The following is a 22,441-nucleotide window of genomic DNA, read 5'->3' on the forward strand; positions in this document are numbered from 1 at the left end:
CAGGCGGCGCGGGCGCAAAGGCGCTATGCGGTGCCAATAGTCCCATCCGCGCCACTGTCCAACGTGATTGTACCAACGCGCCCGTCCCCTGTCCCGAAGGCGAATGTCGTCAAGGCCGCGTCCGCGACAATCGCCGTGACCAAGGCACCGTTTCCGCTGCGGGCGATCTTGGCAGTGCCCTTGCGGGCTTCGCCGACCATCACGCTGCCATCCGTGTATCCGGCCACCATGCGATCCGGGCGCCCCGTTTCGGCGACCGCGCTGATGGTCTGGGAAAAGGCATATCCGATCTCAACCGGCGGAATGGCACCGGGGTCTCCCGCCAGCCCCCATGCTACAAGGACGTCCGCGCCCGAGGTATAGAGATATGTGCTGTCTTGCGTCCAACCAAAGGCCTTCACCTTGCGCTGGTAACCGCCCAAACGGAAGTCCCGGCCAGAAACCAGATCCCACACATGCAATTCGCGGTCCTGGGTTGCGGCAACGACGTATTGGTCATTGGGTGATACGCTCATCCCGGTAAGCGATCCGGCCCATTTCAGGTCTTCCGGCTTGCGCAGTTCCTCGACCGACCAAATCGAAACGCCATTGTACCGGCTGGCAGCCAAGCGCTTGCCATCGCTTAGAAAACGGACACCCGTCACGGTGGAGGGATGATCCACGAACCGGGCGATGATTTGATCCTCTTCCAACACGATCAGGCGCGGCCCCACGGCAATCACGAGGCGCTTTTGATCGGGCGACACGGCCAGCGCCGTAATCCACTCGCCAGACTGAAAGATCGGCTTCGCCGCCCCCCCTATCGTCGACGCATAAACCACGCCATCCTGCCCCGCCGAATAGACGACACCCCGCGTTGTCGACACGGCAGAGGTCACCGCCCCTTCATGACGGGCGAGCACGCTCATTCCGCCATTGTCCAGCGCGACGACCTCGCCGTTGCCCAGACCGGCAATGATCGTATCGCCCTGCCGTGCCAGACAGGTCACATTGGCATCAAGCTGCCTTTCGCTGGCTTCGATACCCGGAGCGATGGTTTTGATCCCGCGATCCAGATTTGGTTCCAACTGGATGTTCATGCCGCAACCTTCGCATAGCAGGTTTCGAACCCGCGCTTGATCTTTGCCTGATCAAGTCCGCGCCCGATGAAGACCAGTCGGCTTGTCCGGTCCTCGGCCGTTTTCCACGCCGCGCCCCATTGGCTGTCCATCACCATGTGGACGCCTTGGAAAATATAGCGCTTGTCGGCACCATCGAAGCTGAGAATACCCTTGGATCGGAAAATCCTGGTTCCCTCTTCCTTCACCAGACTGCGCATCCAAAGCGAAAAGCTTTTCGCATCAAGCGCATGTTCGGCGGTCAGAGAGAAGCTTGTCACCGTATCATCATGTTCGTGATCTTCCGGGTCTTCTTCCAGAATGCCCGGCTCTATCTCGAGAATGCGGCTCAGGTCGAACGCGCCGCGATCAAGCACCTCGCTGATGGCCACATTGGATTGCTGCGTTTCGATCAGACGCACCTGCCCGTTCAGCTCCAGCACCTTCTGGCGCACGGCGGCGAGTTCCTCGGGCGAGACAAGGTCGGTCTTGTTGAGCAGGACCAGATCGGCAAAGGCAACCTGCTCTTCGGCCTCGTGGCTTTCCTCGACCTTGCCGAGAAAATGCTTGCTGTCCACCAGCGTCACGACCTGATCCAGCGCGACGCGACCGCGCAGGTCATCATCGACGAAAAACGTCTGAATGACCGGTCCCGGGTCCGCCAGACCGGTGGTTTCGATTATGATGCCGTCGAAAGCCTCGGCACGATCCAACAGGCCGGAAATGATGCGGATCAAATCCCCGCGCACGGTACAGCAGATACAGCCATTGTTCATCTCAAAGACCTCTTCATCGGCACCGATGACAAGGTCGTTGTCGATCCCTTCCTCGCCGAACTCGTTGACGACGACGGCGTATTTCTTGCCATGCTCTTCGGTCAGAATGCGGTTGAGAAGCGTGGTCTTCCCGGCACCGAGGTAGCCGGTCAAAAGCGTAACGGGGGTCGCGGTGGTTTGATCTGTCATAAATCCCTCCAGGGCAGCGATGGAAGCCATGGGCGCGCCATCATCAGCGCGCCCGGTTTTGATCCGACGGGCTTGGTCAGACGGGCTGGGTCAGACGAGGCCAAGGGCGGCAAAGGCAGCGCCTTCGGCATTCTCAAGCGTCAGGAACAGGCCAATGCCGCCGATCACAGCGCCGGCAAGGCGGGCTTCGATGGCGGTGGCTTCGGTCGCTTTGACAACCTTTGTCATGACGATCCCGGCAAGGACCGCGATCAGATACTGCGTCAGGCCAAGGCCAAGCAGATACCCGAAGGCAACGCCAAGTCCGTAACCGGCTTCCTGGCCCACAATGCTTTCTCCGAAAGCGGTGCCGTGGAACAGACCAAAGGCACCAAAGGCCAGCAACACGGTTTGCAGGGACATCTGGCGACCCGACAGAACCACATAGCCCATGACCAGAAGCGACGCGCCGATGACGACTTCGGCAAATGGCAGCGTAACGCCGGCCATCATCAACAGACAGCCCAGCAGCATACCGGCAACATAGCCAAGCGGCGCCTTGAGCGACTGGCCGGTGAAGGCCGCGGCGATGCCGACCAGGACGACAAACGCAAGGTGATCGAAGCCCAAAATCGGGTGCCCAACACCCGAGAGCATGCCATGCGCCATCGTCTCCATCGGGGCACCGGCGAGCGGGTGGTGGGCCATGGCTGGCGCAGCGAGGGTTGCAAGACCAGCAACGGCGGCAGATTTAGCGAGCAGTTTCATTTTCTGTAGTCCTCTCTGTCAGGAAGTGGGACCGCTTGGCGCGGCGCTTAGAATGTTTTGTAGGGAAGGAATTTGCCGGTCATCTCGATCTTTACGCGGTCACCAGCGGGGTTTTCCTCGCGCTGGATGTCCATGGTGAAGTCGATGGCCGACATGATGCCGTCGCCGAATTCTTCTTCGATCAAGGCTTTCATGGTGGTGCCGTAGACAGCGACCACTTCGTACAGGCGGTAGATCAGCGGATCGGTCGGGACCGCCGTCGCGATCGAACCGCGATAGGGAACGGTCATCAGCAGCGCGAGCTCTTCATCCGAGAAGTTCAGCCCCATCGCATTGCCCGCGGCAATCGCCTGTTCCTTGGTCAGGGAAATCTGGCCCATCAGCGCGGCCGTTACCCATTCCTTTGATTGCCCCACCGCAGTCGCGACATCCTTCCACTTGATATCGTTGAAGGTCTTATGTGCGACGATTTTTTCCGTCAGTTCTGCACGTGTCATAAAGGCGTCTCCTTAACTTGCGACTTGATTCAGGGTGTCGCCATCAGCCGCTGGGCGGACGACTGGCGGGTTCTTGGGGTCGTAGCTGGCGCTGGCCAGTTCTTCCCGGAACGACTTTGATCGGTTCACGAGGAACTCGATCAGGTGATTTCGCATGGGGTAGTAATTCGGATGCGTGTGCATGTCCGAACGCGTGCGCTCTTTGGGAAGCGAGTTCTCGACGATCTCGCATACGCGCGCTTCCGGTCCGTTCGTCATCAACACGATGCGGTCCGAAAGCAGGATCGCCTCATCGATGTCATGGGTGATCATGAACGAGGTCTGGCCGCGCTGTGCGATGATGCCCAGCAATTCGTCCTGAAGCGAGCCGCGCGTCAGCGCATCCAACGCCGAAAACGGTTCGTCCATCAGCAGGACTTTCGGCTCGATCGCCAGCGCACGCGCGATCCCGACGCGCTGCTTCATGCCGCCCGACAATTGCGCGGGCTTCTTGTTCTCGGACCCGGTCAGATGCACCATGTCGATGAATTGCTGGCAGTGCGCGCGCCGCTTTTCCTTGTCCCAAGCGGGCCATCGGGACGAGACCGCGAAATCGATGTTCCCCATCACGGTCATCCACGGCATCAGCGCGTGACCCTGAAAGATCACGGCACGGTCAAGGCTTGGCTTTTCCACCGCGAAACCGTCGGCGATGACGTGACCCGATGTGGCTTGATCCAACCCCGCTAGGATATTGAGCAGGGTCGTCTTGCCGCACCCGGAATGGCCGATAAGGCAGACGAACTCGCCTTCTTTCACATCGAACCAGACATCCCCGAAGACCTGCGTTTCCCCCTTCCCTTCTGTCGATGGAAAGCTGCGCTCCAAGCCTTCAACCTTGATGATCTTGTTCGCTTTATTCATCGTCATCACTCCGCATAGGCGACAAGTTTGGCCGCTTGGCCGAGCATCAGATCGAGGATCATTCCGACCACACCGATAAAGAAAATCGCCGAGATCACGCCGGTGATCGAAAGGTTGTTCCATTCGTTCCAGACGAAGTAGCCAATGCCGGTGCCACCAACGAGCATCTCTGCCGCGACGATCACCAGCCATGCGATGCCGATGGAAATGCGCATTCCCGTCAGGATTGTCGGGGCCGCGGCAGGCAGGATCACCCGCCACGCGGTCCGCAGCGGCGGCACTTCAAGTGTTTTGGCCACGTTCAGCCAGTCTTTGCGCACGCTGGCGACGCCGAAGATCGTGTTCAGCAGCATTGGCCAGATTGAGCAGATGAAAATCACGAAGATCGACGAAATCTCGCTGTCCTTGATCGTGTAGAGCGCCAATGGCATCCACGCGAGCGGCGAGACAGGCTTGAGCAACTGGATGTAGGGGTTCAGCGCCTGCGCGGCGAGCTTGCTCATCCCGATCAGAAAGCCCAGCGGGATCGCGATCAGGGCCGCCAGCCCAAATCCGGTCAGCACCCGAAAGATCGAATATGCCAACTGAATGCCGACACCTTTGTCATTCGGTCCCGCATCGTAGAACGGGTTGGAAATGTGGCCCCAGATTTCCGAGCCGACATCGCCGGGTGTGGGAAGGGCGCTTTCGCCCTTCGCCTGAGGTCCAAGTAAAGCCGCAAGTTCCGGGTCCATGTCTGCGGCCGGTCCGCTTTGCGCCACGACAAAGGCATTCCACGCGGCAAGAAACACCACGAGAAAGCCAATTGAGGCGACCATCGCTTTCAGCCTGTCTTTGACGTCTTGAGACATGTCTGGTCTTGCTCCTTTTTCGGTCCGTTAGCCGCGCTTGATCGCGAAGCTGTCGACATATGCCTCGGGCATCGTGGGGTCGAAGGTCTTGCCCATGATCTCGTAGGATTCGTATGTCGTGGTGGGCGGGGTCATCCCCATGTCTTTCATCACCGCCGCCGCATCCGTGGCGAGGTAGACCTGTTCCGCCAGACCCGCGTAGTTCACATCGCCTTCGATGTAGCCCCAGCGTTTCATCTGGGTCAGAATCCAGACCGCAAACGAATGGTAGGGGAAAGGATCGAAATCGATCCGGTCAGGTTCGTTGCGGACATTGCCAAGACCATCGGCGAAGCGCCCCGTAAGGACCTGTTCAATCACCGTGGTTGGCTGGTTCAGGTAGTTCTTGGGCGAAATGGCGGCCGAGATTTCCGACCTGTTTTCCGCCGCCGAACTGAACGCTGTCGCATCCAGGATCGAACGGAACAGCGCGAGGAAGGTGTTCGGCGTTTCGTCGATGAACTTCTGGCTGGCCGCAAAGGCGCAGCAGGGGTGGCCGGGCCAGATTTCCTTGGTCAGCTTGTAGATGAAGCCGACCCCGTCATAAACCGCCCGCTGGTTGAACGGATCAGGCGAGAGATAGCCATCAAGGTTCCCCGCGCTCAGGTTCGCCACCATCTCGGGCGGTGGCACAACGCGGATCTGGATATCCTGATCGGGATCAAGCCCGGCTTCGGCCACGTAGTAACGCAGCAGGAAGTTGTGCATCGAATATTCGAACGGCACCCCAAAGGTGAAGCCCTTCCACTTCGTCGGATCCTGCTTATCAAGGTGCTTCGTCGCCAGAACGATTGCCTGCCCGTTGATGTTTTCAACGGCGGGCATGGTCCACGGTGTTGCGGCGGACCCTGCCCCGGCTGTAATCGCCAAGGGCATCGGCGTCAGCATATGCGCGGCGTCATATTCCCCGGACAACGACTTGTCGCGGCTGACGGCCCAACCGGCTGTCTTGATCACCTCAACATTCAGGCCGTATTTTTCGTAAAAGCCCATCGGCTTGGCCATGATGATCGGCGTCGCACAGGTGATCGGAACGAACCCCACATTCAGGTTGGTTTTCTCCAACGGCCCGTTCGCATCGAGGATATTCGCAATCGCCTTGTCGATCGGAATGACAGAGGCAATCGCTGCTGCCGCGGTCGTGCTTCCGACCGCACGCAGGAAGTTGCGGCGGTTCATGTCGGTGCCGAACAGCCCTTTCAACAGGGCGGATTTGGCGACATTGACCATGACCTCTTCCTGGTTGTCCCAAGAGGGGCCTTCGCTTTGCGATGCCGGGCTTTGCAAATCGCTGAGCGTTTCCAGCGCGGGCCCTTGATCGCGCGGCGCGGTGCCTTGCGTACTTTCGGCCGCGTAAAACCTGCTGCCTTCGGCGCCAGACAAGGCGGCCTGATGTTCATACATGGTCGCGTGCAATCCGCACGGGCACCCTTTCCAGAGAATTTCCTCTGGATCATAGACGTTGCTTAAAGCTCCCATGAGCTCACTTCCTTCTTCATTCGAAGGTTCGGCCCCCATCGGCCATTTGCCCCCTTCGCCGCCATCAGCGTCGGAAGGCCATTCAGGTGGTTCCGTATCCGCGCCCCCATTAGCGCCGGAACCGATGTGTGCCGGGCTACCGCCTCAACACAGCAAACTTTCCGCCTCGATGATCTGCCCGGCCATTTCGGCCAGAGGCAGATTGCGTTCCATCGACAATTGCTGGACCCGGCGGTGCGCCTCGACCTCATCGATGCCGTGCCGGGCGATCAGGATCATCTTGGCCCGCGCGACGCGCTTGGCGTCGTTCAAAGCCTCTTCGGCGCGGGTTTTGTCCAATTCCATCTGCCGGTGCTTGCGCGCCTGTGCCAGCGCAGAGACCGCCGCGATGTTGAAGCGATCCGATTGCAGCCCCAGCGGCAGGACGTGATCGGCCCCGGTCTCTAGCAGTGTTTCGATATCCGTGGCGTCCGCCTCTTCGATCAGTGCAAGCACCGCGCAGGTCTTGCAGCTGCGCAGGCGGGACAGATCGACCAGTTCAGACCGATCCATGCGCTCGAAATAGACAATCGCCAGCTCCGGTTCCGCCTGATCGGCGATGGCGCTGTCGATGCTGGTGTAGCATGTCTCAAGGCTGATATTGCGGCTGCCCAGCATCAGCTGAAACATCTCGCGCCGGGACTCGTTGCCGTCGATCAAAATGGCGCTTTGTTGCTTTGGCTCTTTCAGGGTCAGGAACATACCGCCGCCTCCTGCTGCAAGACGCTTGCAAGGAAATCGAGCCGGTCCTGCCCCCAGAACCGCTGCCCGTCGAACACGTAAGTCGGCGAGCCAAAGACTTCTGCGGCAATCGCGTCCTCGGTGATCTTCTGCACCTCGCCCGCGATGTCATCGGTCGCGGCAAGCGCCAGGACAGCCGCCGCATCGCATCCCGCCGCAGTCAGAATATCGGCCAAAGTCTCGGTCTGGGCGATATCGCGGTCTTCGGCCCAGACGGCCCTGAGACAGCCAAAGCTAAGCGCGTCCTGATCCAGCCCTAGTTTTCCGGCGGCAATAATCGCGCGGCAGGCTGGCCCCGGATCGGTGGGCCAGTGGGCGGGGGTGGGTGTCATGTCCAACCCTTTGTGCGCCGCCCAGCGCGCCTGATCTTCGATCCGGTAGGATTTGCGCGGCGCGCTTTGTGCAAAGGGCGGGGTTGTCTCGCTGGCGGCAAAGACCTTGGCGATCATCAGGGGGCGAAAATCGACCGTTGCACCGTGCTGCCGCGCCAACGTCGTCAATGTCTGGTGCCCCAGATAGGCATAGCCAGAAATCGGCGCGAAATAGTATGTGATGACGCCCCCCATGGCCCCGATTACTCAGCCGCGAAGGGCAGACCGGCGTCGATGGGCAGGCTTTCGTCCCTGCTCCATTCGTTCCAGGACCCGAAATAGATGCGCACGTCTTTGACGCCTGCCTCCTTCAGGGCCAGGAAGCTATTCGATGCCCGCGCGCCCTTGAAGCAATAGATATAGACCGGCGTATTCGCTGTGATCCCGACAGTGGCGCATTCGGCCAGCACCTCTTCCTTGGACTTGATCATCGGCCCGTTTGGCGTCGGCTTCATCAGGCGATACCATTCGATCCAGACGGCCCCGGGGATGCGGCCTTTGCGCGGGCAGAAATCCTTGCCGTAGGGCGACGAGCTGTCCGCGATCCATTCATCCACATCGCGCACGTCCAGCAAGGCGATCCCCGGATCGCCAAGAGAGGCTTTCACATCGTCGACCGTCAGCATCAGCGCCGCGCCCGCCGGATCGACCGGGAATTCCGCCGGCGTGGGCGCGACAGTGTCAGTGGACAGTTCCATCCCTGCCGACAGCCATGCTTCGACCCCGCCATGCAGCACTTTGACATCCTTGTAGCCAAGGTAGGACAGCAGGAAATAGCCGCGGCAGGACTGGCCAAAACCGGAATTCATCGACTGTTCATAAAGTACGGCTGTCTTTTTCCCATCAAGGCCCGCAGCGCCGAATGTCGCCGCGAACTTGTCGGTCAGCTCTGCCATACCCTCCGGGGTCGATGTCGCCAGAAAGGTAAAGATATCGTGGATGTTCACGGCACCAGCGATATGCCCTTCGGCAAAGGCTTCGGGCGCGCGGGTGTCGATGATGACGACTTCATCGCGCGCCATCACAGAGAGTTCTTCGGGTGAGATAAGTACGGATGTCATTGGAAGGCTCCTCTTGGTTCAGACTTGCGGCAGGTCGTGCAGCATCTTGCGCAATTGCTTGGTTGCGGGCGTCACGATGCCAATGAAATACGCTTCACGAAGGCGGCGCTGCGCGGCCCCGCCAGACACATAGCCGCGCGCCCCCTGGTGCAGCATCGCGGCATGAGCGGCCTTCATCGCGGCTTCGCCCCCTTTGAGGCGCAGCGTCACGACACGCCGGAAATACGGGATGGAGGTGTCGTAAGGGGTCAGGGCCAGCGCGGCCAATTCGGCTTCGGCGTCGGCAAGGATCTTTTCGAAATCCTCCGGTTGCTCCTCAAGGTATTTGTTCACATGGCCCAGTTGACCATCGACCTGCCGCATCAACGCGATGGAGGACCGGATCATGCCAATCGCCATTCCGCATTGCATCAGAACGAAACCGGGCCGGATTTTTTGCAGGTATCCATCGATGGGATCAGCCAGGATCATCTCGTCCGGGATGAAGGCGTTGCGGAATTGGATGGACCGGGTGGCGGTGCCGCCCAAGGCCATGAAGTCGTGATCCAGAACGGTCTTGATGCCTTCTTGCGCACAGTCCGCCACGGCCATGATCCGTTTGGGTGCCTCGTCGGTGGTTTCAAAGACCATGCCGAAGAAGCCGTCCTCGCCGACATTCGACACCCATGGCAACGCGCCTTTGACAAGGTATCCGCCATCCACACGCGTGCCCTTCAGGCGCATCTTTTCGATGCCAAAAAAGGTTTTCATGGGGTTGGACAGGCCAGTGCCGCCCAGCACCTCGCCTGCCCCGACCTTGGCCCCCAAGGGCGCCAAGGCCTTGTTTTCCGACGACCCGATGTACCAGGCCAACGCGTTCTGGCACCACATGCAAAACGCGGTGGAGATGCAGTGTTCCGCGACGGTTGAAATCGCCTCGATCGTGTCGGTCAGGGTCACGGCATTGCCATCCACATACGCGGCGCCGAAAGCTCCGGTCGCCCCGAGCGCGCGCATGATGTCCTCCGGGTAGGCACCTTCATCGATCTCGCGCACGCGCGGACACAACTCCGTCGCGGCGATGGCGGCCACATCGGCAAGCATTGTCGACGGGTCTTCCAGAACAGCAGTGGCTGGCATTGCTTTCTCCTTAGATCGTCTCAGCGACCATGTTCACGGGGCGTGAGAAGGTGTTGAACACCGGCGAATACTTGATGACGTGGGCGACCAGTTCGTCGATCACGGATTTCGGCGTGCCTTCGCACTCCATATCGACCTTGATCCGCACATCCGTGAAACCGATGGGCTTCGACTCGCTCAGATCGCCCGTGCCCCAAACGGCGGTAATGTTCAGATCACCTTCCAGTTCAAGTTCCAGCTTGTTCACGGTCATCCCGCGATGCACGGCATTGGCGTGCAGTCCAACCGCAACGCAGGAACCAAGCGCGGCAAGCGATGCCTCGGATGGGTTGGGCGCGGTGTCGTCACCCAGCAGGCCCGGCGGCTCGTCCACGATGTAGGGTTCAAGATCGCGGATGAAGTTCGCATGGCGGAACTTGCCTTCTGCCACGGTCTTGCATTTCAGCGTCTTGATGACCTTTGGGTTGGCCTTGCCGTTTTCGATCAGGGTGTTCAGCCCCGTCTTGTCAATCGGGGCAAGACAGCCCGTCAATGCGGTTACCGGTTCAGACATTTAGTACCTCCTTCGTTTAACTTTCCCGCACCCAATTCAGGCGCTGGACTGCCTTCAAGCATATGTAATCCAATAAAAAACCGATGATCCCGATCACCACGACCGTGGCCGCAAGCCGGGAATAGTCGAGCGTGTCGCGCGCATCGTTGATCGCGTAGCCAAGCCCGGATGTGACGCCGAGATATTCGGCAGGCACCAGCACGATCCATGCAACGCCCAGCGCCAGACGGATGCCGGTCAGGATGTCGGTCGCAATGGCCGGCAGAATGACGGTCGTCAGCTGGTGCAACGGCGATGCGCCAAGGTTGCGGGCGACTTTCAGCCATGCCGGATCAAGACGGCGCAAACCGGCCGCGGTCGCGAACATGATCGGCCAGACCGCAGCGACCGCGATCAAGAAGATGATCGCCGCGTCCCATGTGGCAAAGGCCATCACGGCGATTGGCATCCACGACAGGGGTGAGATCATGCGCAGGAATTGGAACGGGATGTTCGTGACTTCGCGCAGCACTACCATGCGGCCAATCGCGATCCCGACGGGCACGCCGATACCGATGGCAAAGACCAGCCCCAACCCCACACGGTAAAGCGAGGGGATCGACATTTCCCACACTTCGCCGGACAGCAGCATGTCCCACAGGCGCGAGAGCGCCGGTTCGGGCGCAAACATGGAAAAAGCGAACATGCCGGGGGAATTGGCGACCCAGCGACCGCCGAGCCACCAGATGAACAACAGCCCCAAGATACCAATGATCCCACTGACCACCCCGCGGTAACGACCAAGGGATGGCCAGCGTACCGGCGCGTTTATGACCGGCGTGTCGCTCACAGTTTCAGGATCTCTTCGCGATTGAACGGATCGCCCGGATTGACGGACGGATCGTTGACCCAGGACGGGTTCGCATCCAGCGCGTTCTTCACGAATTCGTAGTTCACAAGGTCGTTCGCCACGAACTCCGGATCGAGATCCTTCAAGAAAGTCGTATCCCCGGACACGACCGTATCCCCCATCGCTTCGACGATCAGCTTGGTTGCCGATGGATAGGGCCATGGCTGAAAATCAATGCGCCCGTTTTGCCATTCGGCTTGGTGATGGATCACGCCGCCATCCTGATACACGCTGTCGTCCTGATAAACGGTCATGGCGCGCTGCACGACGGGCGCTGGCGCAGGCAGATAGCCTTCGCCGTCCTTGGACAGCAGCGTTGCGACTTCCATCTTGTTCTCGGACGCATAGATCGCGCCCCGCACCACGGCGTTCATGACCTTCTGGGTCCATGCTGCCTTCTTTGTCGTCGCTTCTTCATGCATGCAGACAACGCAGCAGGGGTGGTTCTTCCAGATGTCACCGGTAAAACGCAGCATCCGCGCACCTGCCATCAACTCACCAAGCGCGTTGAACGGCTCTGCCACGATGTAGGCGTCCAGCTTTTTCGCCGCGAGCGCCGGTGGCATTTCCGGCGGCGGCATCACCTGAAGGTTGCATTCATTCGGCGCCAACGGTTCGCCCTGGGCCTTGATCACCGGCGTTACGCCACTTTGGCGCAGGGCATATTGCAGCACGATGTTATGCATCGAATACCAGAACGGCACAGCGACCTGCTTGCCACCAAGCTGGCTGAAATCGGTGATGTCCGTATGGCCACCCACCACCAGGCCCGACCCATTGGTATGGGCCCAGGACATGATCTTGACCGGGAAGTTGTTGTTGTAGCGCATCCAAACCGGGATCGGCTTGAGGAAATGCACAAGGTTGAACTTGTTGGACACGAAGCCTTCGATCAGGGGCGACCAACCGCGGATCAATGTCGGGCGCTCGGCCTCCAGCCCTTCGTCCTCGAAATACCCCTTGGCATGGGCAACCAGCAGCGCGGTCGCGTCCGTGATCGGCAAGTATCCAATGCGGACAACTTCGTCTTCCTGTGCATAGGCTTGCTGCGGCAGGCCCGCCATCATGGCACCGAGCGAGGCGAAAAGTCCGCCGCTTGCCAACATGTCCAGCGTTTGACGGCGCGTGAAGTCGGACGAGAAATACTCCTCGTCGTCCCATTCCTGCATCGTGTCTTTTGATCGATCTTTCATAGTAACCCCCTGTTCTGCGGCTCAGCCCAGCCCCGCAATTTCGGTGTAGAGCGTGCGAAGGCGCGTTGTTTCCATTTGGAATTTCTTGGATTGAGAGACCCGGTCCGCTTCGGAAACGTTGATCTCTGTATCGCCAGCGATCCGGCCCGGACCGCTGGACAACAAGACAGCTCTGTCTGCCATTTGGACCGCTTCATTGACGTCATGCGTCACCAGAACGACGGTCAGCCCAAGGCGCTTGGCGATCTCACGAACATCATTCTGAAGGGCGCGCCGCGTGAAGATGTCCAGCGCCGAAAACGGCTCATCCAGCAGCAAAAGTTCAGGTTCCGGCGCGATGGACCGGGCAAAAGCGGCCCGCTGCTGCTGCCCTCCGGACAGGTCTTGCACGTTGCGATCCGCGAACTCGGCAAGGTCCACAAGCGACAGAACCTCTTTCACCCGCGCATCGACGCCTTCGGTCTTCTTGGCGTATTTCAGCCCCAGCCCCGCATTCTGCGCGACCGTCATCCAAGGATAAAGCGAGGGGGCTTGAAACATCATAACCCAACGCGGAGACGGCTTTTCGACACGCTGCCCATCGATACGCACAGCGCCGTCAGATGGCTTCATGAGGCCAGAAATGATGTGCAGCAGGGTCGATTTACCACTGCCGGAACGACCGATCAGCGCAACGATTTCCCCGGCAGAGATCTTGAGGTCGATAGACCGAAGCACGGTGGGTCCATTGCGGGAATAAGAATGCCCTACTCCAGACACTTCTACATACCGCCGATCCGCCTCGTCACGCGGTGCGACGGGTGAAGTGCCGGTATCGGCCGAGGGAGCAACGGCTCTCAAATTCTCTGGCTTGGACTTCAACTGCACCATCATCCCCACGACGAAATCAAACAGGTCTGTATGGTTAAGCGTCAGTTGCGAAGTCGATTCGTGTCAAACGGCCGTCTGGCCTGCCGCTCGTTGCATGGTCAATTTATTCTGAATGCTCAAATTTTCTTGCGAAACCGAATGGCTTAGATGAATTTGTAGGCGCTCGCGAATCCTTTCGGGGCATCGGAGGAGATTCGAACAGATCAGTATCGAACCATCCGAAGGCCCTTCTTAGGTCGTCGGTGGTAATCATCGATATTGGTCCGTAAGGAGTGATCCGTGCACTTAGTCCGTAGGCAGAAACCAGTATGACCATCGAATTGAACAGTGACGCATTCGAAACCGCCCCCGCTTGGACCTGCATTGGTCGCAAGGCGGCCAACCCGAAGGACCGCGTCTTGAACGCGGCGACGGAACTATTTTGCCATCACGGCTTCGCGGCCACAGGGGTCGATACGATCGCCAGCCGCGCCGGTACGGCGAAGTCGACCCTCTATGCTCACTTCAAATCGAAAGAAAAGCTGATCGATGCCGTGCTGGAGAGAGAAGGCAAAGCATGGCGCGATTGGTTCTTTGGACGTCTGGGCAAGATCAAAGGCACCCCCAAGGACAAGCTCTGCGCGGTTTTCGACATCCTGGCCGAATGGTTCAGTGACCCTGAGTTTTACGGCTGCCCTTTTATCAACGCGATTGGAGAGGCGACATCGGAAAACGAAACCCTCCGAAACGCGGCCAAGGTTCACAAATCACATGTGAACCTGTGGATTCAGGCGCAGGCGATGGAACTTGGCATGGAACGGCCCGATGATCTCGTCAGGGAAATGACCGTTCTGGTCGATGGGGCGATCGTGGCTGCACAAGTGTCGCGGGACTCTGATTTCGCACAGGTCGCCAAATCACTGATCGCGAGACGGCTGGGGGATTAGGCGCTACCTACAACCAACGTGGTAAGGCGCAGCCTAAAAAGACCCCGCCACGCTGCCCTACCCGCACTTGCTGTGGCCGCATGCCGCGCAGGTCATACATCCTTCGATCATCCGCATTTCATACTGGCCGCAAGACGGGCACGCTTTGCCGCGCCCTCCATCAAGGTTCACAACCTGCGCATGCGGGTCGGACTTGAGGCCTAGCCCCTCGCCCTCGATGAAGCCGATGCGGATCATGTGCTGCTCGATCACCCCCCCGATCGCCGCCAGGATCGACGGGATATACTTGCCCTGCATCCACGCGCCACCGCGCGGATCGAACACCGCCTTAAGCTCCTCCACCACAAACGACACATCCCCGCCGCGCCGGAACACCGCCGAAATCATCCGCGTGAGCGCCACAGTCCACGCGAAATGCTCCATGTTCTTGGAGTTGATGAACACCTCAAAGGGGCGCCGCTTTCCGGCCTGCATGATGTCGTTGATCGTAATGTACAGAGCATGCTCGCTATCGGGCCACTTCACCTTGTAGGTATGCCCCTCCAGCGCCGCCGGACGATCCAACGGCTCGGCCATGTAGATGACATCCCCATGCGGCTGCATTGGCGCGGCGCTGCCTTCCGCCACCACAGCGGGCGCGTCCTCCACTTCCCCGAAAAGCAGCCAGCCAGCAGGCACGTCGAATGCGTGCGACGCAAGAATAGCGTCTTCCTTTGATATTTCGTTCCCGCTGTTTGCAACCCAGCGAGAGTAGCTTGCGCGCTTTACACCCATCGCGTCTGCGGCAGCCTGTGGCGTCTCATAGCCCGCCGCCTCTGCAGCCCACTTCAATCGCTCCGCCGACGTCGCCAATTCCGGGAGCTCCGCTTTCCCTTCATTGTTCCCGGAAATACTCAATACACTTCCGGTCACATCATTGGGCCGGTAGGTGGTGCAGCCCTTGCAGCCGGTTTCATAGGCCTGCAGATACACATCCTTGAACGCGTCGAAATCGATATCTTCGGGGCAGTTGATGGTCTTGGAGATACTCGAATCCACCCATTTCTGCGCAGCCGCCTGCATTTTCACATGGTCGAGCGGCGCCAGAGTCTGGGCGTTGACGAAATAGTCGGGCAGTTCCGCATCCCCGAATTTGTCGCGCCACATCTGCACCGCGTAGTCGACGACCTCTTCTTCGGTGCGGGTGCCATCCTTCTGCAGCACTTTGCGGGTATAGGCGTATGCAAAGACCGGCTCGATGCCCGAGGATACATTCCCGGCATACAGGGAAATCGTGCCCGTCGGCGCGATGGAAGTCAGCAGCGCATTGCGAATGCCATGTTCCGCGATCGCGGCGCGCACGTCTTCGTCCATCGCGGTCATCGTGCCAGAGGCGAGGTATTTCTCCGCCTCGAACAGGGGGAAGGCCCCCTTCTCTTTCGCCAATTCGACGGATGCCAGATATGCGGCGCGCGCGATGGCCTTCAGCCATGCCTCGGTCTGTGCCGCCGCCGCGTCCGACCCATAGCGCAGCCCGACCATCAGCAGGGCATCCGCCAGCCCGGTGACACCAAGCCCGATCCGGCGTTTGGCCGCCGCTTCCTGCGCTTGCGCCTCCAGCGGAAAGCGTGAGGCATCCACCGTGTTGTCCATCATTCGGATCGCAGTGGCGACAAGCTCTGTCAGTGCCGCTTCGTCCAGCTGTGCAGCGTCCTCGAAGGGCGCGTCGACCAAGCGGGCGAGGTTGATCGATCCAAGCAGGCAAGCGCCATAGGGCGGCAGGGGTTGCTCGCCGCAAGGGTTGGTCGCCGCGATGGTTTCGCAATAGGACAGGTTGTTGGCCGCGTTGATGCGATCGATGAAGATCACGCCCGGTTCGGCATAATCATAGGTCGCCTGCATGATCCGGTTCCACAAGTCGCGCGCTTCGACCGTATGATACACCATGCCGTCGAACTGCAGATCCCAAGAGGCATCGGCCTTGACCGCATCCATGAAATCATCGGTGATCAGCACCGACATGTTGAACATGCGCAGCCGCGCCGGGTCGGATTTGGCCACGATGAAATCCTCGATATCCGGGTGATCGCAGCGCATCGTCGCCATCATCGCCCCGCGCCGCGAACCTGCCGACATGATCGTCCGGCACATCGCGTCCCACACATCCATGAAGCTCAGCGGTCCAGACGCATCCGCAGCCACGCCCGCCACACCCGCGCCCTTGGGACGGATGGTCGAGAAGTCATAGCCGATGCCGCCGCCCTGCTGCATGGTCAGCGCAGCCTCTTTGAGCATTTCGAAGATGCCGCCCATGCTGTCGGGGATCGTGCCCATCACAAAGCAGTTGAACAGGGTGACGGAACGCGCCGTCCCCGCCCCCGCCGTGATCCGGCCCGCAGGCAGGAATTTGAAATCCTCCAGCGCCGCGTAGAAGCGGTCTTCCCAGACATCCGGCGTCGCCTCGACCTTGGCCAGATCGCGCGCAATACGCCGCCAGGTGTCCTCAACCGTCAGATCAATCGGTGTGCCATCCGCCTCCTTGAAGCGGTATTTCATGTCCCAGATCTGTTCCGCGATCGGTGCCGCAAAGCGCGTCATGTCGATTCCTCGATAGGGCTGGTCAGGGCCTTGAGCCTACCATTTGCACCCTGTTCCGAAAAGGCTACAATATGCAGTGTAGTGGGGACGACTCTGTGGATAACATGATAAATCTGGTGAAACTCTGCGTCGGTGCCTCAGAAGTTCAGGACCTGATCGACTGGCAGGCGACCCGCCGCGCCCAGTCCGAGGACGGGTTCGCGCGCCACGTCACCCGCATGTGGCCCAAGCGCGAGGCAGAGCTGCTGAATGGCGGCTCGCTCTATTGGGTGTTCAAAGGCGAAATCCTGTGCCGCCAGCGCATTTTGCGACTGGACGAAGTAACCCGCCATGACGGTGTGCGCATGTGCGGCATCGTTCTGGATGCCGAAATCATCCGCACCGCACCAGCGCCCAAGCGGCCGTTTCAGGGCTGGCGTTATCTGCAATCCTCGGATGCGCCGCCCGATCTGCGCAAAGGGCGCGAGGCCGAACCGACATTGCCAACGGAACTTGATCGGGCACTTGCAGAAATCGGTGTTCTGTAGAGATGCCCCGGGCGAAGGCACCCGCTCTGGACGCATGCCTGCCATCTGACACCACCCCCACGACTGCGCTTGAAATCGCTGCATTCCTGCTTGGATCGACCCGGCACGCCTATGTGGTGAATGATTTCGACCTGTTCGCGAGCTATTTCGACCTGCCGCACAAGGTCGCAACCTTCGAAGAAGCGCGCGTCGTCGCAACGCGAGACGACCTGCGGGCTATCTTTACCGAGCTGCGCGCGCATATGACGCTGGTCGGCGCGCTCGACATCAAGTGGCGCGTGGTGTCAGCGCGTTGGGTCACGGACCGGCGGATTACGTATACCTTCACATGGCAATACGTGCTGCCGGGCTATGCCTTGTCGGATGAGGTCGTCGGAAACTTCAACGCCCATTATGCGGATGCGAAATGGCGGATCGGTGATGGCAATTACGCCACGACAATCGAACCGGTCGCCCGCGCCTTCAAAGCGGCCGCATCCTGAAACGCGCCGCGCGGGCTTAGCCGAGCCTCTTCAGGATCGTCGCGAGGCTGGCATCTTCGGCCCTGCCCCATTCCGCCTTGCGAGAGCGCCACAGCGTTGCCTCCGACCGCAGGATCAGCCCATCGGACAGGATCTTGAGGTGGTTGGCGCGCAAGGTCTCCCCCGACGATGTGATATCCGCAATCGCTTCGGCGGTTTCATTCGCGACCGTGCCTTCCGTGGCACCCTGGCTATCCACCAATGCGTAATCGGCCACGCCCGCATCGCGCAGCGCTTCGCGCACAAGCCGATGGTATTTCGTGGCAATCCGCAGCCGGTGGCCGTGATGCGCGCGGAACTGCGCCGCGACGGAATCCAGATCGCCCAGCGTGTCCACATCGACCCAGGCATTGGGCACTGCGATGACCAGATCGGCATGGCCGAAACCCATCGCCTCGACCTCTTCGACCTGATGTTCCCAGATCGGCAGGCGTTCATGCACCAGGTCGGTCCCGGTCACCCCCATATGCAGACGCCCGGCCGCCAATTCGCGCGGAATTTCCCCCGCTGACAGCAATACGAGCGCAACGCCCTCGATCCCTTCGACCGCGCCGGCATATTCCCGGTCAGACCCTGTCCGCGTCAGGGTGATGCCCCGCGCCGCGAACCAGTCGAAGGTCTTTTCCATCAGCCGCCCTTTGGACGGCACGCCCAGTTTCAGGGTCATTGCGCGTGCTCCAGTTCCAGCAGAAGACCGGGCCGAATGACCCCGCCAACCGCCGGGATTTCCTGACCATTGCCAAGGCGCCGCGTCAGTGCGTCATACCGCCCGCCGGACGCCACAGGAGGCAGGTCGGGCCGCCGCTCGGCATAAAAGCCAAAGACAAAGCCGTCATAGTATTCGAGCGAGGTGCGCCCATAGCTTGCTTCGAAGTCGAGCCGGTCCACATCCACACCGCGTTCCACCATCGCATCGGCGCGGTCCGCCAGACGGTCAACCGCAGGCGCGATGGCGGGCAGGTCCACAGCAACGTCACGCAGTTGTTCCAACGCGAACGGCACGGTTTCCCGGATGCCCAGAAGCGCTTCGAGCAGTTCAATCTCGCCAGAGGAAATCGGCGGCGCGGCCGCGTCGTTATGCAGCGCCGTGATCCGTTCGCCAATCTCGCCCAGGGTCCGTTTACCGATCAAGGGCACCGCCCGGCGCAGCGGGTCGGCATCGGCCAGCAAATCCTTGCGCGTCACCGGCGTCGGCGTTTTGCCGGAATAGCGGTCAAGCAATTGCCGGAACTTGCGCGGACGCCAGATATGCCGGGTCAGCGCGGCCTTGCGTTCGTCCGTCGTCTTCAACCCGGCCACTGCAGCGACCAGAATGCCGATATCCCCTGTTGCCGCCCGCAGCTTGGCATGGGCCAGCATGTTGGAGATCAGCGCAAAGACTTCGGCCTCCGCCGCAGCGGGGTTTTCCCGGTCAAAGACCTCGTAGCCGACCTGCACGTATTCGCTTGGGCGGTCTGGGTTGTCCTCCTGGCGGCGAAAGACCTCGCCCGCGTAGGTATATCGCGCAGGTTCCGCCCCGTGGGCCATGTGCATTTGCACCACCGGCACGGTGAAGTCGGGGCGCAGCATCTGTTCGCCGCGCAGCGCGTCGGACGTGATATAGGCGCGCCCGCGCACATCCTCTCCATAAAGGTCCAGCAGCGTTTCCGCCGGTTGCAGCAGCGGCGGGTCCACGACCTCTGCCCCGGCGGTCTCGAAGACCTCGCGAAGCCCCATGGCGCGCGCATTCGTGTCACGGCGGGACAGCATGTTCAGCACCCGCATCCCGGACCATGGACGTGATGCCCGTCACCGCCATCATCCTGTTGCTGGCTGCGCAGAATGTCGCGGACCTTCGCCACCAGACGTTCGCGCGGAACCTCGAACTGGCTGGGCAGGTCTTTCCATTCCTCAAGGCTGGCGGTTTCGGCGATTTTCGCGCCAAGGATCAAGTCCTTGATCTGCACCACGCCTTTGTCCTTTTCATCGCCGCCTTCGATCACGGCGACCGGGCTGCCGCGCTTATCCGCGTATTTCAACTGGTTGCCGAAATTCTTCGGGTTGCCCAGATAAACCTCGGCCCGGATACCAGCGCCACGCAGTTCGGCCACCATCGCCTGATAATCGGCCATGCGGTCGCGGTCCATCACGGTCACGACGACCGGCCCTTGGGCCTGCGCCTGTGCCCCGCGTTGCATCCGCAGGGCCGCCAGAAGCCGGTCCACGCCGATGGAGACACCGGTTGCGGGCACTTCCTGTCCGGTAAAGCGCTTGACCAGATCGTCATAGCGACCGCCCCCGGCGACCGACCCGAATTGGCGCGGGCGGCCCTTTTCATCCTTGATCTCGAAGGTCAGTTCCGCCTCGTAGACCGGCCCGGTGTAGTATCCGAGGCCGCGCACGACCGAAGGGTCGATCACGATACGGTCCGGGCCATAGCCCGCCGCGTCCAGCAATGCGGCGATCTCGGACAGCTCGTCGACGCCCTTCGCGCCAATCTCGCTGTTGCCAATTGCGCTGCGCAGGTTCGCGAGGGTCGCGGATGTGTCATCGGCGCGCGAGGTCAGGAAGGCGATCACCGGCTCCGCCTGCGCATCCTCCAGCCCGACGCCGTCGATATAGGCACCCGAGGCGTCCAGCCGCCCCTTGCCCAGCAATTCACGCACGCCGCTTTCACCGACCTTGTCGAACTTGTCGATGGTACGCAGCACATCCGCGCGCTGACCTTCATCGGAAAGGCCCATCGTTTCCAGGACACCGTTCAGCACCTTGCGGTTGTTGATCCGCACCACGTAATCGCCGCGCTGGATGCCGACCTCTTCAAGCGCATCGGCCAGCATCGCGCAGATTTCCGCATCAGCGGCCATGGAGGCGGTGCCCACAGTGTCTGCGTCGCACTGATAGAACTGGCGGAACCGCCCCGGACCGGGCTTTTCGTTGCGCCAGACCGGGCCGAAAGTGTAGCGCCGGTAAGGGCTTGGCAGGTCGTTGCGGTGCTGTGCATAGACGCGGGCCAGCGGCGCGGTCATGTCATAGCGCAGCGCCATCCACGCCTCGTCCTCGTCCTGCCAGGCAAAGACACCTTCGTTCGGGCGATCCACGTCGGGCAGGAACTTGCCCAGCGCCTCGACGGTCTCGACCGCCGAAGTCTCCAGCGCATCGAACCCGTAGCGATGATAGACCCCGGCGATCTTGCCGAGCATATCGGCGCGTTCGGTGACATCGGCACCGAAATAGTCACGGAAGCCCTTCGGCGTTTCTGCCTTGGGACGCGGGGTTTTCTTCTGCTTGGCCATGAACGGACCCCCAGTAGTCAGGTTGCGCGCGGCATAGACGAAACCCGGTAGAGGGACAAGGCGAGAGCGGCCCTGCGGCGCAGATGATGGGGGATTGGCGGGCGCGCCGGCGGCTTGGGCGCGACTTGGCCACATCCCGTAGGGTAGGCTTCAGCCTACCCCCGCGCCGCCACGGCCCGCGCCTGCGGCAAATCGGCTGGCGCCCGCAACGCCTTCGGCCCGGACCATGGCCGCGCTTTTCCATTCGCGCATCAGCGCCGCGGCAAGGTCTTCGGGCGACATCCGGGCAGAGTCGTGATCCGCCATCATGCAGCCTTGCGGAAACTCCAAAAGAGATGTTGCCAGCGCCAGGGCGGCCTCTTTCGCGGTGCCCGTTTCGACGACCCGGTCGGCCAGCCCCATAGTCTGCGCCTCGCCCGCCCAGACCCTTCGGCCCGTCAGGATCATATCATTGGCCCGGCCTTGTCCGACGATGCGCGGCAGCCGTACGGTCCCGCCATCGATCAGGGGTACGCCCCAGCGGCGGCAGAACACTCCGAAATAGGCCGACTTCGCCACCACGCGCATGTCGCACCAAGCGGCAAGCTCCAACCCGCCTGCCACGGCCGGGCCTTCAACCGCCGCGATCACGGGCTTGCTCAGCCGCAAGCGTGTTGGCCCCATCGGCCCCGGCATCGGCTGGCGCGCCGGATGCCAGCCGTCGGGAATATCCAGCGCCTCGATCCACTCTGCGCCCTCACCGCCTGCTGCCGCTTTCAGATCGAACCCCGCGCAAAAGGTGCCCCCCGCGCCGGTCAGGATCGCCACATCGCTATCGTCATCGGCCTCGAAATCGGTGAAGGCGTCGAACAGCGCCCGCGCCATACCCGGATGCACCGCGTTGCGCGCGTGCGGCCTGTTCAGCGTCACGATGCGCACCCGCCCCGATTGTTCGATGGTGATATCCATACTTGCCTCCTTGCCGGCAATCCTCCACATCTGCCACAGAACCCTGCCGGAGACCGCCATGCAAGCCATCGAGGAAAAACTCGCCCATCTGACGCGGATCGTCGACGATCTGTCTGATGTGGTCGCGCGTCAGGACAAGGAAATCGACCGCCTGCGGACCAAGGTCGAACGGCTGATCCTGCGCGAGGCCGAACGGGAATCCGAAGCGCCGGGGGGGGTGGTTCTGGGCGATGAACGCCCGCCCCACTATTAA

24 protein-coding genes are annotated in these 22,441 nt (G+C 60.9%); 4 read left to right on the forward strand and 20 right to left on the reverse strand.

Annotated elements, in window-relative coordinates; translation table 11 throughout:
- Positions 1–23 precede the first annotated feature (23 nt).
- The 15 genes from E4Z66_RS13390 to E4Z66_RS13460 all read right to left on the reverse strand — a co-directional run bounded on the left by E4Z66_RS13390 (position 24) and on the right by E4Z66_RS13460 (position 13,261).
- On the reverse strand, positions 24–1,079 hold the full coding sequence (locus tag E4Z66_RS13390) for a WD40 repeat domain-containing protein (RefSeq protein WP_136463523.1): 1,056 nt from the start codon (positions 1,077–1,079) through the stop codon (positions 24–26).
- Positions 1,076–2,062 (reverse strand): CobW family GTP-binding protein, encoded by a 987-nt coding sequence (locus E4Z66_RS13395; RefSeq protein WP_136463524.1) that lies wholly within the window; start codon positions 2,060–2,062, stop codon positions 1,076–1,078. Before E4Z66_RS13395 ends, E4Z66_RS13390 begins: the two co-directional genes overlap by 4 nt.
- Positions 2,063–2,152: 90 nt before the next feature.
- Complete coding sequence (locus E4Z66_RS13400) at positions 2,153–2,809, reverse strand: HupE/UreJ family protein (protein ID WP_136463525.1); 657 nt, start codon at positions 2,807–2,809, stop codon at positions 2,153–2,155.
- Between the two features lie 47 nt (positions 2,810–2,856).
- Positions 2,857–3,306, reverse strand: coding sequence for a cyanase (gene cynS / locus E4Z66_RS13405; protein WP_136463526.1), 450 nt, complete (start codon positions 3,304–3,306; stop codon positions 2,857–2,859).
- A gap of 12 nt (positions 3,307–3,318) precedes the next feature.
- Entirely contained in the window at positions 3,319–4,209 is an 891-nt protein-coding gene (locus tag E4Z66_RS13410) for an ABC transporter ATP-binding protein (RefSeq protein WP_136463527.1), read from the reverse strand.
- Positions 4,210–4,214: 5 nt separating this feature from the next.
- Entirely contained in the window at positions 4,215–5,060 is an 846-nt protein-coding gene (gene ntrB, locus E4Z66_RS13415) for a nitrate ABC transporter permease (protein WP_136463528.1), read from the reverse strand.
- A 27-nt stretch (positions 5,061–5,087) separates the two neighbouring features.
- Positions 5,088–6,578, reverse strand: a complete 1,491-nt coding sequence (locus tag E4Z66_RS13420) for a CmpA/NrtA family ABC transporter substrate-binding protein (RefSeq protein WP_246036027.1) — start codon at positions 6,576–6,578, stop codon at positions 5,088–5,090.
- A 144-nt stretch (positions 6,579–6,722) separates the two neighbouring features.
- Positions 6,723–7,319: an ANTAR domain-containing response regulator gene (locus E4Z66_RS13425; protein WP_136463529.1), complete on the reverse strand. Its 597-nt coding sequence runs from the start codon at positions 7,317–7,319 to the stop codon at positions 6,723–6,725.
- Positions 7,310–7,924 carry a 2-hydroxychromene-2-carboxylate isomerase gene (locus E4Z66_RS13430; protein ID WP_136463530.1) on the reverse strand — a complete coding sequence of 205 codons (615 nt, stop codon included), beginning with the start codon at positions 7,922–7,924 and terminating at the stop codon, positions 7,310–7,312. The genes E4Z66_RS13425 and E4Z66_RS13430 overlap by 10 nt, the downstream gene beginning before the upstream one ends.
- 8 nt (positions 7,925–7,932) lie before the next feature.
- On the reverse strand, positions 7,933–8,790 hold the full coding sequence (locus tag E4Z66_RS13435; RefSeq protein ID WP_136463531.1) for a sulfurtransferase: 858 nt from the start codon (positions 8,788–8,790) through the stop codon (positions 7,933–7,935).
- Positions 8,791–8,808: 18 nt separating this feature from the next.
- Positions 8,809–9,909 carry an acyl-CoA dehydrogenase family protein gene (locus tag E4Z66_RS13440; protein ID WP_136463532.1) on the reverse strand — a complete coding sequence of 367 codons (1,101 nt, stop codon included), beginning with the start codon at positions 9,907–9,909 and terminating at the stop codon, positions 8,809–8,811.
- A 10-nt stretch (positions 9,910–9,919) separates the two neighbouring features.
- Positions 9,920–10,462: an OsmC family protein gene (locus E4Z66_RS13445; RefSeq protein ID WP_136463533.1), complete on the reverse strand. Its 543-nt coding sequence runs from the start codon at positions 10,460–10,462 to the stop codon at positions 9,920–9,922.
- Positions 10,463–10,478: 16 nt separating this feature from the next.
- Entirely contained in the window at positions 10,479–11,291 is an 813-nt protein-coding gene (locus E4Z66_RS13450) for an ABC transporter permease (protein WP_246036028.1), read from the reverse strand.
- Entirely contained in the window at positions 11,288–12,544 is a 1,257-nt protein-coding gene (locus E4Z66_RS13455; protein WP_136463534.1) for an ABC transporter substrate-binding protein, read from the reverse strand. Before E4Z66_RS13455 ends, E4Z66_RS13450 begins: the two co-directional genes overlap by 4 nt.
- Positions 12,545–12,565: 21 nt before the next feature.
- Positions 12,566–13,261, reverse strand: coding sequence for an ABC transporter ATP-binding protein (locus E4Z66_RS13460; RefSeq protein ID WP_211097155.1), 696 nt, complete (start codon positions 13,259–13,261; stop codon positions 12,566–12,568).
- A gap of 461 nt (positions 13,262–13,722) precedes the next feature.
- Here E4Z66_RS13460 and E4Z66_RS13465 point away from each other — a divergent pair, with 461 nt between their 5' ends.
- The gene (locus E4Z66_RS13465) at positions 13,723–14,340 is read left to right on the forward strand and encodes a TetR/AcrR family transcriptional regulator (protein ID WP_136463535.1); all 618 of its coding nucleotides are present in this window, start codon (positions 13,723–13,725) and stop codon (positions 14,338–14,340) included.
- A 57-nt stretch (positions 14,341–14,397) separates the two neighbouring features.
- Here E4Z66_RS13465 and E4Z66_RS13470 read toward each other — a convergent pair whose 3' ends face one another.
- Entirely contained in the window at positions 14,398–16,917 is a 2,520-nt protein-coding gene (locus E4Z66_RS13470; protein WP_136463536.1) for an adenosylcobalamin-dependent ribonucleoside-diphosphate reductase, read from the reverse strand.
- Positions 16,918–17,021: 104 nt separating this feature from the next.
- On the opposite strand from E4Z66_RS13470, the gene E4Z66_RS13475 reads away from it, so the two are divergent.
- Positions 17,022–17,444, forward strand: a complete 423-nt coding sequence (locus tag E4Z66_RS13475; RefSeq protein ID WP_425456146.1) for a DUF1489 family protein — start codon at positions 17,022–17,024, stop codon at positions 17,442–17,444.
- Positions 17,445–17,446: 2 nt separating this feature from the next.
- Positions 17,447–17,926, forward strand: coding sequence for a hypothetical protein (locus tag E4Z66_RS13480; protein ID WP_136463538.1), 480 nt, complete (start codon positions 17,447–17,449; stop codon positions 17,924–17,926).
- A 16-nt stretch (positions 17,927–17,942) separates the two neighbouring features.
- On the opposite strand, the gene hisG is transcribed toward E4Z66_RS13480, so the two are convergent.
- From hisG to E4Z66_RS13500, 4 genes are all read right to left on the reverse strand, one after another.
- A complete protein-coding gene (gene hisG, locus E4Z66_RS13485) occupies positions 17,943–18,632 on the reverse strand; it encodes an ATP phosphoribosyltransferase (RefSeq protein WP_136463539.1) in 690 nt (229 codons plus the stop codon).
- Positions 18,629–19,714, reverse strand: coding sequence for an ATP phosphoribosyltransferase regulatory subunit (locus E4Z66_RS13490; protein ID WP_136463738.1), 1,086 nt, complete (start codon positions 19,712–19,714; stop codon positions 18,629–18,631). The genes hisG and E4Z66_RS13490 overlap by 4 nt, the downstream gene beginning before the upstream one ends.
- A 2-nt stretch (positions 19,715–19,716) precedes the next feature.
- Positions 19,717–21,240 (reverse strand): histidine--tRNA ligase, encoded by a 1,524-nt coding sequence (gene hisS, locus E4Z66_RS13495; RefSeq protein WP_136463540.1) that lies wholly within the window; start codon positions 21,238–21,240, stop codon positions 19,717–19,719.
- 150 nt (positions 21,241–21,390) lie between these two features.
- Positions 21,391–22,188, reverse strand: a complete 798-nt coding sequence (locus tag E4Z66_RS13500; RefSeq protein WP_136463541.1) for a crotonase/enoyl-CoA hydratase family protein — start codon at positions 22,186–22,188, stop codon at positions 21,391–21,393.
- Between the two features lie 58 nt (positions 22,189–22,246).
- On the opposite strand from E4Z66_RS13500, the gene E4Z66_RS13505 reads away from it, so the two are divergent.
- The gene (locus E4Z66_RS13505; protein ID WP_136463542.1) at positions 22,247–22,441 is read left to right on the forward strand and encodes a SlyX family protein; all 195 of its coding nucleotides are present in this window, start codon (positions 22,247–22,249) and stop codon (positions 22,439–22,441) included.

Origin of the sequence: Aliishimia ponticola, assembly GCF_004803475.1 — a bacterium.
GTDB classification, from domain to species: Bacteria; Pseudomonadota; Alphaproteobacteria; order Rhodobacterales; family Rhodobacteraceae; genus Aliishimia; species Aliishimia ponticola.

Coding starts and splice junctions, on each gene's coding strand:
- E4Z66_RS13390 (WP_136463523.1), bottom strand. CDS start 1,079: ATGAACATCCAGTTGGAACCAAATCTGGATCGCGGGATCAAAACCATC.
- E4Z66_RS13395 (WP_136463524.1), bottom strand. CDS start 2,062: ATGACAGATCAAACCACCGCGACCCCCGTTACGCTTTTGACCGGCTAC.
- E4Z66_RS13400 (WP_136463525.1), bottom strand. CDS start 2,809: ATGAAACTGCTCGCTAAATCTGCCGCCGTTGCTGGTCTTGCAACCCTC.
- cynS (WP_136463526.1), bottom strand. CDS start 3,306: ATGACACGTGCAGAACTGACGGAAAAAATCGTCGCACATAAGACCTTC.
- E4Z66_RS13410 (WP_136463527.1), bottom strand. CDS start 4,209: ATGAATAAAGCGAACAAGATCATCAAGGTTGAAGGCTTGGAGCGCAGC.
- ntrB (WP_136463528.1), bottom strand. CDS start 5,060: ATGTCTCAAGACGTCAAAGACAGGCTGAAAGCGATGGTCGCCTCAATT.
- E4Z66_RS13420 (WP_246036027.1), bottom strand. CDS start 6,578: ATGGGAGCTTTAAGCAACGTCTATGATCCAGAGGAAATTCTCTGGAAA.
- E4Z66_RS13425 (WP_136463529.1), bottom strand. CDS start 7,319: ATGTTCCTGACCCTGAAAGAGCCAAAGCAACAAAGCGCCATTTTGATC.
- E4Z66_RS13430 (WP_136463530.1), bottom strand. CDS start 7,924: ATGGGGGGCGTCATCACATACTATTTCGCGCCGATTTCTGGCTATGCC.
- E4Z66_RS13435 (WP_136463531.1), bottom strand. CDS start 8,790: ATGACATCCGTACTTATCTCACCCGAAGAACTCTCTGTGATGGCGCGC.
- E4Z66_RS13440 (WP_136463532.1), bottom strand. CDS start 9,909: ATGCCAGCCACTGCTGTTCTGGAAGACCCGTCGACAATGCTTGCCGAT.
- E4Z66_RS13445 (WP_136463533.1), bottom strand. CDS start 10,462: ATGTCTGAACCGGTAACCGCATTGACGGGCTGTCTTGCCCCGATTGAC.
- E4Z66_RS13455 (WP_136463534.1), bottom strand. CDS start 12,544: ATGAAAGATCGATCAAAAGACACGATGCAGGAATGGGACGACGAGGAG.
- E4Z66_RS13465 (WP_136463535.1), top strand. CDS start 13,723: ATGACCATCGAATTGAACAGTGACGCATTCGAAACCGCCCCCGCTTGG.
- E4Z66_RS13470 (WP_136463536.1), bottom strand. CDS start 16,917: ATGACGCGCTTTGCGGCACCGATCGCGGAACAGATCTGGGACATGAAA.
- E4Z66_RS13475 (WP_425456146.1), top strand. CDS start 17,022: ATGATAAATCTGGTGAAACTCTGCGTCGGTGCCTCAGAAGTTCAGGAC.
- E4Z66_RS13480 (WP_136463538.1), top strand. CDS start 17,447: ATGCCCCGGGCGAAGGCACCCGCTCTGGACGCATGCCTGCCATCTGAC.
- hisG (WP_136463539.1), bottom strand. CDS start 18,632: ATGACCCTGAAACTGGGCGTGCCGTCCAAAGGGCGGCTGATGGAAAAG.
- E4Z66_RS13490 (WP_136463738.1), bottom strand. CDS start 19,714: ATGCTGTCCCGCCGTGACACGAATGCGCGCGCCATGGGGCTTCGCGAG.
- hisS (WP_136463540.1), bottom strand. CDS start 21,240: ATGGCCAAGCAGAAGAAAACCCCGCGTCCCAAGGCAGAAACGCCGAAG.
- E4Z66_RS13500 (WP_136463541.1), bottom strand. CDS start 22,188: ATGGATATCACCATCGAACAATCGGGGCGGGTGCGCATCGTGACGCTG.
- E4Z66_RS13505 (WP_136463542.1), top strand. CDS start 22,247: ATGCAAGCCATCGAGGAAAAACTCGCCCATCTGACGCGGATCGTCGAC.